Annotated in this window: 13 protein-coding genes; 11 read left to right on the forward strand and 2 right to left on the reverse strand. The window is 41.4% G+C overall.

Features of this window, described 5'->3' with window-relative positions; all coding sequences use genetic code 11:
- The first annotated feature begins 116 nt into the window (after positions 1 to 116).
- The 7 genes from BLV53_RS05940 to queF all read left to right on the forward strand — a co-directional run bounded on the left by BLV53_RS05940 (position 117) and on the right by queF (position 5353).
- Entirely contained in the window at positions 117 to 1232 is a 1116-nt protein-coding gene (locus BLV53_RS05940; RefSeq protein WP_090298510.1) for an SLC13 family permease, read from the forward strand.
- A 30-nt stretch (positions 1233 to 1262) separates the two neighbouring features.
- Positions 1263 to 2162, forward strand: a complete 900-nt coding sequence (locus BLV53_RS05945; RefSeq protein ID WP_090298513.1) for a tRNA modification radical SAM protein MnmL/YtqA — start codon at positions 1263 to 1265, stop codon at positions 2160 to 2162.
- 238 nt (positions 2163 to 2400) lie between these two features.
- Positions 2401 to 2823 carry a 6-pyruvoyl trahydropterin synthase family protein gene (locus BLV53_RS05950; RefSeq protein ID WP_090298516.1) on the forward strand — a complete coding sequence of 141 codons (423 nt, stop codon included), beginning with the start codon at positions 2401 to 2403 and terminating at the stop codon, positions 2821 to 2823.
- 2 nt (positions 2824 to 2825) lie between these two features.
- Positions 2826 to 3494 (forward strand): putative 7-carboxy-7-deazaguanine synthase QueE, encoded by a 669-nt coding sequence (queE, locus tag BLV53_RS05955; RefSeq protein WP_090298519.1) that lies wholly within the window; start codon positions 2826 to 2828, stop codon positions 3492 to 3494.
- Between the two features lie 12 nt (positions 3495 to 3506).
- Positions 3507 to 4079, forward strand: coding sequence for a GTP cyclohydrolase I FolE (gene folE / locus BLV53_RS05960; RefSeq protein WP_090298523.1), 573 nt, complete (start codon positions 3507 to 3509; stop codon positions 4077 to 4079).
- A 65-nt stretch (positions 4080 to 4144) separates the two neighbouring features.
- The gene (gene queC / locus BLV53_RS05965) at positions 4145 to 4831 is read left to right on the forward strand and encodes a 7-cyano-7-deazaguanine synthase QueC (protein WP_090298526.1); all 687 of its coding nucleotides are present in this window, start codon (positions 4145 to 4147) and stop codon (positions 4829 to 4831) included.
- Between the two features lie 30 nt (positions 4832 to 4861).
- Positions 4862 to 5353, forward strand: a complete 492-nt coding sequence (gene queF, locus BLV53_RS05970; RefSeq protein WP_090298529.1) for a preQ(1) synthase — start codon at positions 4862 to 4864, stop codon at positions 5351 to 5353.
- 59 nt (positions 5354 to 5412) lie between these two features.
- Here queF and BLV53_RS05975 read toward each other — a convergent pair whose 3' ends face one another.
- Positions 5413 to 6939: an ICP22 family protein gene (locus BLV53_RS05975; RefSeq protein ID WP_207646221.1), complete on the reverse strand. Its 1527-nt coding sequence runs from the start codon at positions 6937 to 6939 to the stop codon at positions 5413 to 5415.
- 130 nt (positions 6940 to 7069) lie between these two features.
- On the opposite strand from BLV53_RS05975, the gene BLV53_RS05980 reads away from it, so the two are divergent.
- Positions 7070 to 8308, forward strand: a complete 1239-nt coding sequence (locus tag BLV53_RS05980; RefSeq protein WP_090298532.1) for a DNA polymerase Y family protein — start codon at positions 7070 to 7072, stop codon at positions 8306 to 8308.
- A gap of 46 nt (positions 8309 to 8354) precedes the next feature.
- Here BLV53_RS05980 and mscL read toward each other — a convergent pair whose 3' ends face one another.
- On the reverse strand, positions 8355 to 8801 hold the full coding sequence (gene mscL, locus BLV53_RS05985; RefSeq protein WP_090298535.1) for a large conductance mechanosensitive channel protein MscL: 447 nt from the start codon (positions 8799 to 8801) through the stop codon (positions 8355 to 8357).
- 213 nt (positions 8802 to 9014) lie between these two features.
- On the opposite strand from mscL, the gene BLV53_RS05990 reads away from it, so the two are divergent.
- The 3 genes from BLV53_RS05990 (at position 9015) to BLV53_RS06000 (ending at position 12689) form a co-directional block, all read left to right on the forward strand.
- Positions 9015 to 10274: an SseB family protein gene (locus BLV53_RS05990; protein WP_090298538.1), complete on the forward strand. Its 1260-nt coding sequence runs from the start codon at positions 9015 to 9017 to the stop codon at positions 10272 to 10274.
- Between the two features lie 254 nt (positions 10275 to 10528).
- Complete coding sequence (locus BLV53_RS05995; protein WP_090298541.1) at positions 10529 to 11860, forward strand: MFS transporter; 1332 nt, start codon at positions 10529 to 10531, stop codon at positions 11858 to 11860.
- A gap of 1 nt (position 11861) precedes the next feature.
- Positions 11862 to 12689 (forward strand): glycerophosphodiester phosphodiesterase, encoded by an 828-nt coding sequence (locus BLV53_RS06000; protein ID WP_330388315.1) that lies wholly within the window; start codon positions 11862 to 11864, stop codon positions 12687 to 12689.
- Positions 12690 to 12708: the final 19 nt, after the last annotated feature.

Below are 12708 nucleotides of genomic sequence, written 5' to 3' on the forward strand. Positions count from 1 at the left end.
AGCTGTCAGCTTTAGCTGACTGATGAGGGGTTGTAGGTAACGCAATTTAAACAACCCACCTAAATACCAGCACCTTCTCTTCCCAAAAGAGAAGGTGCTTTAAAATGGAGATAAACATGAAAAGTATTAAGCATTTTATTCAAAATGAAATAGTTTTAGTAGTAGCCTTTATTCTAGCTCTGATATCCAGCTTTATAGTCCACCCCGATTCCATGTACCCAGGCTACATTGATTTTAGAACACTAAGTATCCTGCTGGCATTGATGATTACCATGGCAGGCCTACAGCGTCTTCAGGTTTTTCGTCAAATCGGAGAACTACTTGTTGCAAAAATGAGCTCTATAAGAGGCGTAGTGCTGGTGCTTATTGCACTTTGTTTTTTCTCAGCAATGTTCATTACAAATGATGTGGCACTTCTTACCTTTGTACCATTTTCAATAGTTACCTTATCCATTTCCAACCGCAGGGACCTTTACATCATAGTAATAGTATTAGAAACTATAGCCGCCAACTTGGGCAGTATGCTCACACCGCTAGGCAATCCTCAAAACTTATACCTGTATTCATTAGCTGGAATGAGCCTTGGAGCCTTCATCAAATTGATGCTTCCATATAGTGTAGTGGCACTGTTGCTTCTTGTCGTATGTGGCTATGCATTTGTAAAGGCAGCGCCTTGTACTCTTACAGAAAAACATAAATACGAGCGCACCAAAAGAGACAGGAAAATGATTGGTATGTACGTATTTACGTTTTTGGTATCTATCCTTGTCGTAGCCAGAGTTTTAGATTATAGAATAGGACTATTAATAGTTTTCGCCCTCACACTGATTTTTGACAGAAGAGTACTGAGAAAGCCAGATTATTCACTTTTATTTACATTCATCTTTCTATTTATTTTTATAGGAAACATCAAGCGCATTCCAGAACTGAGCTCGGCCATTAACAGTATGGTTCAAATAAACGAGGTGGCAGTTTCCATTATACTTAGTCAGTTTATCAGCAATGTGCCAGCAGCAATTCTGTGTTCAGGCTTTACAGATAAAATAGATAAGCTGATAATAGGAACTAACTTAGGTGGACTTGGCACATTGATTGCATCAATGGCCAGTCTTATTTCTTTCAAGCAGTACAGCTATATAGACGGCGCTGATAAAAAGAAATATATCGGTGTTTTCACATTGGCAAACATCGCATTTTTAATTGTAATGTGTGCTATGGCTGCCATATTTTAATGAAATTGAGATTATAGAAAATGGAATCATATGGAATACATTAGCTTATCAGATTATCTAAAAGAAAAATACAACACAAAGGTCTACAAACTTTCACTCACCAGTGGATGCACCTGCCCAAATAGAGATGGCACCATCTCTACTGGTGGGTGTATTTTTTGTTCTGAAGGTGGCTCAGGAGATTTTGCAGCCAAGGGCTTAAGCATTGAAAAACAGATAGCAGATGCCAAGTCACTTGTAGACAGTAAAATATCCTCTAAAATCCCTCCAGAGGAGAGAAAGTATATAGCATATTTTCAGTCTTTCACTAATACCTATGGTGATCAAGAGCGCCTGATTAAGTTGTTTGATGAAGTGTTAAGCTTTAAAGAGATAGTGGGACTTTCAATAGGAACCAGACCAGATTGTCTGACAGATGAAATGGTAAATTACCTGAGCTTGGCCAATAAAAATAAAGAAATATGGGTAGAACTGGGGCTGCAGACAATTCATGAAAATACAGCAAGACTTATCAACCGCGGCTACGAGCTGAATGTATTTGAGGATGCCTACAAAAGACTGACAGATGCAGGCCTGAAGGTAGTAGTACACATAATACTTGGCCTGCCAGGTGAAACAGAAGATGATATGCTTGCTACAGTAAAATATCTGGCAACCTTTAACCCGACACTTTTTGGAGTAAAGCTTCAGCTTCTACATGTATTAAAAGGAACAAAGCTTTCAGAAATGTATGAAGAAAATCCATTTCATATATTTGAACTAGAGGAATATTGTAATCTGGTTGTGAAGTGCCTAAAGCTTCTGCCAAGGGAAACTATAATCCACCGTCTCACAGGCGATGGCCCTAAAAAGCTACTCATAGCACCTATGTGGAGTGGAAATAAAAAGCTAGTGCTAAATACTATGAGGAAAATTGTGGCTAAGTCATAGGATGCGTTTACCTAGAAAATACAATTCTCTTGCATTTTCTTATTTCAGGGAGTATTATAATCAAGCAATTTAACAATTAATTTCACCTATCGTGGTGAGGGACAGTTCGTTTGTACCATCCTGTCCATAAACAAAACCAGGACTAAACACACTCTTTTTGTGTGTTTTCCCGTCTCTGGAGGTTCTTAGAACCTCTTTTTATTTTGGGAATTTCTAGTCCTATTTCGAGGAGATTTCAATGTATTATTTAACTGCAGAGGCTTCATTTGATGGAGCTCATTTTTTGGCTGGCTATGAGGGTAAATGCTCTAATTTGCATGGCCATCGCTGGAGAGTAATTTTAAAAATAAAAACTGATTCATTGCAGAGCGAGGGGCAACAGCGTGGAATGGTTGTAGATTTTGGCGATATAAAAACCGTTCTAAAAAAAGAAACAGACTATTTTGATCATACATTTATATATGAGGAGGGCTCACTGAAGGAGGCAACTGTGGTAGCTCTTAAATCAGAGAATTTCTTGATGAGAGTGGTTCCGTTCAGACCTACAGCTGAAAATTTCTCAAAATATTTTTATGAAAAGTTCACAGGATATGGATTCAATGTTGCAGAGGTAACAGTTTATGAAACACCTAACAACTGCGCAAGTTATATGGAGGATTAGTCATGGCAGTATTTTATGTGGTAGAGAAATTTGTCAGCATAAATGGCGAGGGGCAGCATGCAGGTGAACTAGCGGTGTTTATAAGACTCAGAGGCTGCAATCTAAATTGTAGCTACTGCGACACCAGGTGGGCCGGCTCTTACGATGCGCCTGCTGAAGCTATGACAGAAGAAGAGATAATTGAATATATAAAATCCACTGGAGTCAAACGCGTCACTATTACAGGCGGTGAGCCTTTAAAGGCCAGAGATATAAAGGATTTACTCAGAGCACTTGCAGCAGAGCATAAACTTAAGGTGGAGATTGAAACCAATGGTAGCGTATCCATTCTTGAATATGCAGCTATTCACAATGCTCCGGCGTTTACCTTGGATTACAAGCTACCTGGCTCTGGAATGGAAGATAAAATGGATTTGTCAAACTTCACATTTCTGCAGCCAAAGGACACAGTGAAGTTTGTTGTTTCAGAGGTAAGCGAGCTTGATAGGGTATGTTCATTGGTTGATACCTATGGTCTTTCGGATAAATGTACAGTTTTAATAAGCCCTGTCTTTGGGCGAATAGAGCCAGCAGATATGGTGAATTACCTGATTGAGCACAAACGCAATGACATTCGTTTACAGCTTCAGCTTCATAAATTTATCTGGGACCCAAATAAGCGCGGAGTCTAGAGAGGAATTAATATGGCAATCAACAAAGAATTAATTAAAGAAAGCATCAGAAATATTATTATTGCACTTGGGGATGATCCTGAGCGCCCAGGCCTCATAGAGACTCCGGACAGAGTGGCTCGCATGTATGAAGAGGTTTTCGAGGGAATGAACTACAGCAATCAGGAGATTGCAGATATGTTCAACAAGACCTTTGATGAGGATTACTACGATGCAGACAGCCAGGATTTGGTGTTTGTAAAGGATATTGAAGTGTTCAGCTACTGCGAGCATCACCTTGCCCTTATGTATGATATGAAGGTCAGCGTGGCTTACATTCCAAATGGCAAGGTTATCGGACTTAGCAAAATCGCCCGCATAGCAGATATGGCTGCAAAGCGTCTTCAGCTTCAGGAGCGCATCGGAAATGATATTGCAGAAATAATCCAGCTTGTTACTGGCTCTGAGGATGTGGCTGTATTTATTGAGGCCAGCCATTCCTGCATGACAGCAAGAGGCATTAAAAATGCAGGGGCTAGGACCCATACACAGACACTGCGTGGAAAGTTCAAGACAGATAGAGATTTGTTGGGACGATTATTATAGACACCATCATCTGTCGACGAGTTGCCACTCTTTAAAAGGAGATAAGGCCGAAAAAGGAGAACAACATGAAAGCATTAGTTTTAGTTAGTGGTGGTGTGGATTCCACTACTTGTCTTGGAATGGCTGTAAAGGAATACGGAAATGAAAATGTGGTAGCACTTTCTATTTTTTATGGTCAGAGACACGATAAAGAAATAAAGGCAGCAGATGCAGTATGCGAGCATTACAACGTTGAGCACATCACACTTGATTTATCAACAATGTTCCAGTTTAGTGACTGTACATTGCTTCAGCATTCTGATGGAGAAATCCCTGAAGAATCCTATGCAAAGCAGCTTGAAAAAACAGACGGTAAACCAGTGAGCACCTACGTGCCATTTAGAAACGGACTTTTCCTTTCAAGTGCAAGCGCCATTGCACTTTCTAAGGGCTGTTCAAAGATTTATTATGGTGCACACAGTGATGATGCAGCAGGTTCTGCATATCCTGACTGCTCAGAGGCATTTAATAATGCTATGAATACAGCAATCTACGAGGGTAGCGGAAAGCAGCTTGAGATTGTAGCACCATTCATCAACCTCACAAAATCTCAGGTAGTGAAGAAGGGATTGGAACTAGGCGTTCCTTATGAATTAACCTGGAGCTGCTACGAAGGCCACGACAAGGCTTGCGGAAAATGTGGTACCTGTATCGACAGAAAGGCTGCATTTGAATTGAATGGTGTTTCGGACCCTATTGAATATGAAATATAATTATCGTATATACGAATTGGAGGACTGATTATGTCAGATAGAAAAGACGAGGGTACTTTAACCCTGCTTGGAAATAAAAATAATAAATATCCAGATAATTACGCACCAGAGATGCTTCAAACATTTATAAATAAGCATCCAGAAAATGATTATTTTGTAAAATTTAACTGCCCTGAATTTACATCCCTTTGTCCTATTACAGGTCAGCCTGATTTTGCAAATATCATTATTTCTTATGTACCAGGTGAAAAAATGGTAGAGAGCAAATCATTAAAGCTTTATTTATTCAGCTTCAGAAACCACGGTGATTTCCATGAAGATTGTGTAAACATCATCATGAAGGATTTGATTAAGCTGATGGATCCAAAGTACATTGAGGTTTGGGGAAAGTTCACTCCAAGAGGGGGCATTTCCATCGATCCCTACTGCAACTATGGCAAGCCTGGTACAAAATGGGAAGAGGTAGCATTTAACCGCCTTGCAAACCACGACATGTATCCTGAAAAAGTGGATAACCGATAAAAAAGAAGGATGAGATGTTTATAAATCGTCTCATCTTTCTTTATGTTTAATCTGCCCATTTATTCACTTTTTTCTGAGGAGTTGTTTGATTTTCCAGCAGGCTTGTCAGCGGGTTTTTCACCATTTCCATTTCCATCTGCTGGAGGCTCTTTTCCATCACCTGGCTTTCCTGAAGGAGCGTCCCCGGAAGGGGCACCATCTGGGGCTTCACCATCAGGCTTTTCACCTGGCGCACCACCTTCTGGCATGCCATCTATCGTACCAGAGCTTGGACTGGTTAACTCGATGGCCTCACCATCTGAGGCAGTTCCTTCTGAATATTCTTCTCCATTTACATAGAGTGTATAACCATTTAAATCGATACTATCTGCGTCGCATGTGAGTGAAGTGATATATGAGTCGCCTGTCAATGTCCAGGTAGCTCCGTTTGTAAGGGAAACGTAAACATCCCCTGCCTGTCCATCAGAATTAATTGCTCCGGTGTATCTGGAGCCAGTCTGTAGATAAAGGTTTAAAGCTGACACATCATCAACGATAATATCTCCATCGATTGTCTGCTGTGTAGCATACAAATCTGCCTGACCACCATTGCTTCCTTCATTGCCCCAGCCTGCAGCCGCAGCTCTTAAGAATACGCCATCACCATTATTTGTGATATCTACATTTGCAAGGTCAATAGTTGCTACAGTGTTTGTGATAAAGAAGATATCCTCGTTTTCATTTGTCAGGCTGCCATCTGTCATTGTAAAGCTGGCAACACCGTCATCTGCATCACCAGACATAGACTGGTAAATCATAACAGACTGGTAGTAATCTGATTTATCGCTGTTTTTAGTGTTGTTGTCAGCGTTCAATGTCACGTTGTTTAGGGTTACTGAGTTGTTACCCTCCACTACAACGCCCTGTGATGCTGTTGAGGTCAGAAGTGCATCATTTACAGTAATATCTGCTGTCGAGTAGATAGCAGGTGAGCCTGTGCCTGAGGTAGAATAGCTGCCACCATCAACTGTAACAGTACCGCCGCCTCGATCAGATCTGATTGCAGCAGAAGAATTTCCGCTTGTTTCGATAGTTAGATTTGAAGCGTTCATAGTGCCGCCACCTGTTGTCATAAGACCGCCTGAGCAGTTGCCAGCTGTTGTGATGTATGAGTCAGAAATATTGACAGTAGTTCCTTCACCATAGCTGTACACTGCGTTGGCGTGAGTTCCGTTGGTATCCACCACAATCTCTGAGAGATTTAAAGTGGCTCCATCAGTAGCGAAAACTGCAGCGTTTTCACCATAGAAGTCAGCTTCATCCCCATCGGCCTCGCCGGTTTTAATAACCTCCACATTGCTGTAGGATTGCTCCTCACCGGAAGCCTCGATTGCGTGCTCCCCGTCAGCATCATTTTCAATAGTTTCATTTATTGTAATATCATCTCTGGTGAGATAAGCTGTACTTCCTGTCTGGGTAGTAGCCTCGCTTTCTGCAGTGGCTTCAACCTCTGTGGTTGTTTCTTCCGTGGTTGAACCACATCCCACAAAAAGCATCGAACCTGCAATTGTGCAAGCCATAAGTCTGGATAAATATTTTGATTTCATTTTTTCCTCCTTGTTCATATCTTTCGATGGGATAAAGTTATCATTCCTTTTTGAAGAACAGGTGAAGGAAAATAAAAGGTTGGGTGAGGGGAAATGGGATTTTTTGGTATAATGATTTCAGAGGTTTAGTATGAGTGATAAATTGATTTTTCATATTGATGTTAATAGTGCATTTGTTTCCTGGTCAGCCGTAGAGATGTTGAAAAAAGGCGGGCCTGATTTGCGTGAGGTTCCTTCTATTGTTGGTGGAGACCCATCTTCACGAAGAAGTATTGTGGCAGCCAAATCAATACCTGCCAAAAAATATGGAATTGTAACAGGGGAGCCTGTAGCTCTTGCCCTTAGGAAATGTCCTGATCTTGTGATAGTGCCTTCCAACTTTGACTGGTATGTGAGATGCTCCAGGGCTTTTAAGGCTATCTGCCAGGAGTACACTCCTACAATGCAATCATTTTCCATTGATGAGGTGTTCCTTGATATGTCGGGAATGCATTTGATATATCCTAATCCTATTGCGACAGCCCACGAGATAAAGGACAGAATATATAGAGAGCTTGGATTTACTGTAAATGTAGGGATTGCTTCCAACAAGCTGTGTGCAAAAATGGCTTCAGATTTTGAAAAGCCTAACAAGGTACACACACTTTTTACGGATGAAATTCAGGCTAAAATGTGGCCGCTTCCGGTAGGAGAATTATTTTCCTGCGGCAAGTCCACAACAGCAAGGCTTAAAAGTGTGGGGATAAACACCATAGGGGAACTGGCACAGACACCTGTAAGTCAGCTTTCACTAATACTTGGAGAGCGTGCTGCTAACCATTTTCATAATTATGCCAATGGAATAGACAACTCGCCAGTAGTGGACGAACCAGAGGATGCCAAAGGCTATTCTGCTGAGAACACCGTGGAGGATGATTTGGTGGATTTGGAATCCATCAACAGGCTACTTTTGGCTCAGGCAGATGTGGTGGCAGCCAGAATGAGAGCAGACGATGGCAAATGCCGCTGTGTCGGTGTGACCTATCGAACACTTGATTTTACAAACAGATCCCATCAGGTTAAGCTATCAGAGCCAACAGATGTTACAGAAATTATCTATCAAACCGCAAAAAAGCTGATGAAGGAAAGCTGGCATGGCGAGCCACTGCGCCTAATCGGCCTTTCAATCAGTGACATCGACAGAGGCGGCTTCGAGCAGATGACCTTATTTGTAGACGAAAATAAAGAAAAGCGAAAAGCCTTAGACGGCGCTCTGGATTCCATCCGAGGTAAATTTGGCAACGGCTCAGTTCAACGCGCCAGCACAATGGATACCAGCAGATATGTTAACAGGAAATTTAAGGCTGAGAATGAGATTGATAGGAAATAAAAATGGGGCTCCTGCGGGAGCCCCTAAGCATTTTGGTGGGTGAAATTTATAGCTGCGCTGTGCAGTGTGGACAGCGGGTAGCTTTGATGTTGATTTTGCTGTAGCAGTATGGGCAATCCTTTTCTGTAGGTGTGGCTGCTTCAGCCTCTTCTTTGTTTTTCTTTACAAGTGCAGCAGCTTTTTCTGATGCATGGTTAAGTCCCTTAATGATGCAGAAAATAACAAGTGCTGTGATGAGGAAGTTGATTACTGCTGTGATGAAATTTCCATAGGTAAGTGTTGGAGCAAGCTCGCCAGTGCCAAGTGTAACCTTAAGTTCTGAGAAATCTGTGCCACCAAAAATACCAAGAATAGGTGAAAGAATGTCTTCGTTCAGTGATGTAACGATTGCTGTAAAAGCACCACCTACGATAACACCGACTGCCATATCCATTACGTTTCCGCGCATGATGAATTCTTTAAATTCGCCGATAAAACCCTTTTTGTCGCTCATAATGACCTCCCTATAAACAGTTTGATTAATTATTGTAAATAACGTTTGAGTCAATTATACAACAATTTGAGCGAGGTGGGTGTTTTTTTTATCCTTTATATGAGATATAATGATTGTACTGTCAAATACCATAGGGTTTTTTCCTTCATATAAACTAGGAAACGGACATAGATTATTATGGCAGATAAATGAATTTTATTAGGAGATTTTGTTATGGGTTTATTTAAGAAAAAAGAAGAAAATATCGCAGTAGAAGACACAGATGTAACTGCCACAGTTGATGCTGGCAGACGCTTCTCTGTAATCATAGAGGGCATCACTACAATGCTCGATGGCAATGGAAGTATCATCACAGGTCAGCTCTTTGGAAAAATCCTTAAGGGTGACAAGGTATATGTATACATGGCTACAGCAAAGGCTATCGAGTGCGAGGTACAGGCTGTAGAAGCAACTATCGATGGCAGAAGCGCCATCGTAGATGAAGCAGAGGATACAACAGTTTCACTTCAGCTCACACTTCCAGATGATGCCAATATCAAAAAATATGCAATCATTTCTAACATTGCACCTCAGGAAAAGCTCGATCCTAGAGTGTCTATTGAAAATCCAGCCCTTGCAGGTATTATCAATGGAATGACTGCCCACGGCACAGACAACACATTCCACGCTACAGTTGCTTACTGGGCTAGCCATGCACGTTTCATCACACCTATCAAAATGGACCAAGAGCCACAGATAAATGAGAATGGTATGGCCGTAATTCCAAAGGACACAAAAATCGGTTTCTACATGCTTAAATCAGCAGTGAAGCTTACAGGTACACCAGAGGATAAGGACAGCATGGTGCTTCCACTTTTCACAGACTGGACAGCTCTTCGCCGTTGGGAAGGCCTTGCAAAGGATGGTCAGAAGATTCACACACAGGTGCTTACATTCCAGGATGTTTATGCAATGATTAAGCGTGGTGATGTGTACGCTGGTATCGCTATCAATCCTTTCAACAAAATTCCATGTACTCTTCCTGTACCTTATCTTGATACCATCACAGGTACACCAGGCTATCAGGCAGAGTTTGGCAAAAAGGATACAAATGCACCACAGGAAAATGTTCAGGAGCAGAAGATTCCAGCAGGAAAGAAGATTCTCCTTGGTGTTCCAGTAGAAAATGAAGAAAATGCAACTATCCGTACAAAGCTTACAGAATACGGACAGACACACGAGGATATTAAGTCTATCAGCTTCCTTACAAAGGTAGAGGAGGATACAAAAATCGTTCGTCACCTTGTAGTACTTGAGTTCCCAACAGACTTCACAAAGGATCAGATGAAGGAACACATGGAAGCAATTTACCAGACACTTAAACCATTTGCCCACGAAATCAACCAAATCGAATACGCCCTAAAAGGCGCCATTCCAGCCGTGGACGACGTAGTAAAACAGCACGAAGAAAAGATGCTCATTTACACAGCGTAATCCGTAAATACGAATATTTGTGAACACGCACCCGTAAATCCGTAAATGCAAATTTACGCATTTACGTACTTATCCAGTAAATTGGATTGGCAAGAACATCATAAGCATCTAGATGAGCTGGTAGGTAACAATGATTAGGTCTCTTAAGGGAGACATTCTAAGTCGACCGTAGAGACCTAATCATTGTTACCGTAACCGGCGGACTATAGGCTAGCCACTTTTTAGCCAATAGACTTGGGGGAGTCAAATCATTTATGAAATTAGACATTAAGAGAACCGTGCAGATGGGCTTCGGTTTCTTAAGCATCTGCGCATTTTGGCAAATGTACAACGCCATCATTCCTTTGGTGCTCACCAACACCTTTCACTTAGCAGAAACTTATTCAGGTATAATTATGGCTATGGATAATGTCCTGGCCTTGTTTTTGTTGCCATTTTTTGGCGCAATATCAGATAAATGCAAAAACAAGATGGGCCGTCGCAAGCCTTTCTTTTTATATGGAACCATAGCAGCCGTGTTGCTGATGCTGCTACTTCCTCTAATTGATAACAGCTATTACGCAAATCCTACCACTTCCAAAGAGATTATTTTCATTGGAATTTTGGGCGCTCTTTTGGTAGCTATGGGGACCTATAGAAGCCCTACAGTTGCGCTGGTAGCAGATTGCACCATCAAGCCACTTCGTTCCAGAGCAAATGCCATCATCAATCTGATGGGCGCATTGGGAGGTGTGGTATATCTGATTGTTGCTGCTATATTTTATCCAGCTTCAAAGGTGAGCTCCCTTGACCATGTGAACTACATGCTTTTGTTTATGGTAGTGGCAGGGATAATGCTTATCTCCCTTGGCATTGTGATGTTGGGGATAGATGAGGTGAATTTAAGCAAAAATGTGGAAAACTATGAGAGCCTTCATCCAGAGGAAAACTTAAGCGTAAAGGATGAAAATGGAAATGAGGTGCTACCAAAAGAGGTTAAGCGTTCACTTACATTTCTTTTGATGTCAGTGTCCCTTTGGTTTATTGCATATAACGGCATGGAAACCTGGTTTACAACCTATGCGGTGAAAATGTGGAGCATGGCATTGGGGGATGCCAGTGTTTGCATGCTTTTAGCATCTGTTGGAGCCATTGCCTTTTTTATTCCATCAGGTATGCTAGCTGCAAAAATCGGCCGTAAGAAAACCATTCTTTTAGGAGTTATTTTATTAGGGGGAAGTTTTTTTGCTGGATTCGTATTTACGTTATTATCCGATACATTTTCACCAGTATGCTATCTGATATTTGCATGCATGGGGGCAGGCTGGGCTTTCATAAATGTTAATTCATTACCTATGGTTCTTGAAATGTGCAGTGATTCAGACAGCGGCAAATTCACAGGATATTATTATACATTTTCAATGTCAGCTCAGATTGTTACACCAATTGTGGCTGGATGGCTTTTGTCCCATGTGGGTTACATGACATTGTTTCCATATGCTACTCTTTTTGCAGCGTTGGCTTTTGTGACAATGCTGTTTGTTCAACATGGAGATGTACACGTAGAGGCTAAAACAGGTTTAGAGGCCTTTGAAGATTTAGACTAAAATGAAACAGAGATTTTACAGAACAAGATTATTATTAAAACAAATCAGGGTACGCTATTACAACAGAATAGGTATCAGAAAACGAGGAAAGAAAATGAACAGACCGTTGGTTTGGGCACATAGAGGTGCCAGTGGATATCTTCCAGAGAACACCCTTCCTGCTTTTGAAAGGGCAATTGAGATGGGGGCAGATGGAATCGAACTTGATATCCATAAAACAAAGGATGGTCAACTAGTGGTCATCCACGACGAAAAAATCGACAGGACTTCAAATGGCAAGGGGCAGATTCAGGATTATACGCTAAAGGAGCTTAGGAGATTTAACTACAATGCAACTAAGCCAGAGTGTACACATGCTGATATACCTACTATGCGCCAGGTGTTTGAGCTTATTAAGCCTACCGATTTGCAGATTAATATCGAATTGAAGACAGGTATTGTATTTTACGAGGGGATTGAGGCTGATATCCTTGCCATGACAAAGGAATTTGGCATGGAAGACAGGGTTATCTATTCATCCTTTAATCACTATAGCATTATGAAAATCAAAGAGCTCGACCCTACAGCCCGTACAGGATTTTTGTACATGGATGGCACCCTAAATATGCCAGAATACGGACATGATCACGGTGTTGAGGCACTGCATCCAGCATTTTACAATGTGCAGTATCCTAATTTCGTGGAGCGGTCTCATGAGCTTGGGTTAAAGATTAACAGCTGGACTATAAATTCAAAGCAGTATATGAAGATGGCCTGCGATATGGGTTTGGATGGCATCATCACAAACTATCCGGACGTAGCGCTTCAAATCGTTAATGGTCAGATATAATATTTTGATGAGGGGCTAG

It is taken from the genome of Pseudobutyrivibrio sp. ACV-2, assembly GCF_900107545.1.
GTDB lineage: Bacteria > Bacillota > Clostridia > Lachnospirales > Lachnospiraceae > Pseudobutyrivibrio.

What these genes read in the sequence shown, in the direction of transcription:
- BLV53_RS05940 (WP_090298510.1), top strand. Translation starts at nt 117, where the DNA reads ATGAAAAGTATTAAGCATTTTATTCAAAATGAAATAGTTTTAGTAGTA.
- BLV53_RS05950 (WP_090298516.1), top strand. Translation starts at nt 2,401, where the DNA reads ATGTATTATTTAACTGCAGAGGCTTCATTTGATGGAGCTCATTTTTTG.
- BLV53_RS05975 (WP_207646221.1), bottom strand. Translation starts at nt 6,939, where the DNA reads ATGAAATCAAAATATTTATCCAGACTTATGGCTTGCACAATTGCAGGT.
- folE (WP_090298523.1), top strand. Translation starts at nt 3,507, where the DNA reads ATGGCAATCAACAAAGAATTAATTAAAGAAAGCATCAGAAATATTATT.
- queC (WP_090298526.1), top strand. Translation starts at nt 4,145, where the DNA reads ATGAAAGCATTAGTTTTAGTTAGTGGTGGTGTGGATTCCACTACTTGT.
- BLV53_RS05945 (WP_090298513.1), top strand. Translation starts at nt 1,263, where the DNA reads ATGGAATACATTAGCTTATCAGATTATCTAAAAGAAAAATACAACACA.
- queE (WP_090298519.1), top strand. Translation starts at nt 2,826, where the DNA reads ATGGCAGTATTTTATGTGGTAGAGAAATTTGTCAGCATAAATGGCGAG.
- mscL (WP_090298535.1), bottom strand. Translation starts at nt 8,801, where the DNA reads ATGAGCGACAAAAAGGGTTTTATCGGCGAATTTAAAGAATTCATCATG.
- BLV53_RS05995 (WP_090298541.1), top strand. Translation starts at nt 10,529, where the DNA reads ATGAAATTAGACATTAAGAGAACCGTGCAGATGGGCTTCGGTTTCTTA.
- BLV53_RS06000 (WP_330388315.1), top strand. Translation starts at nt 11,862, where the DNA reads ATGAAACAGAGATTTTACAGAACAAGATTATTATTAAAACAAATCAGG.
- BLV53_RS05990 (WP_090298538.1), top strand. Translation starts at nt 9,015, where the DNA reads ATGGGTTTATTTAAGAAAAAAGAAGAAAATATCGCAGTAGAAGACACA.
- queF (WP_090298529.1), top strand. Translation starts at nt 4,862, where the DNA reads ATGTCAGATAGAAAAGACGAGGGTACTTTAACCCTGCTTGGAAATAAA.
- BLV53_RS05980 (WP_090298532.1), top strand. Translation starts at nt 7,070, where the DNA reads ATGAGTGATAAATTGATTTTTCATATTGATGTTAATAGTGCATTTGTT.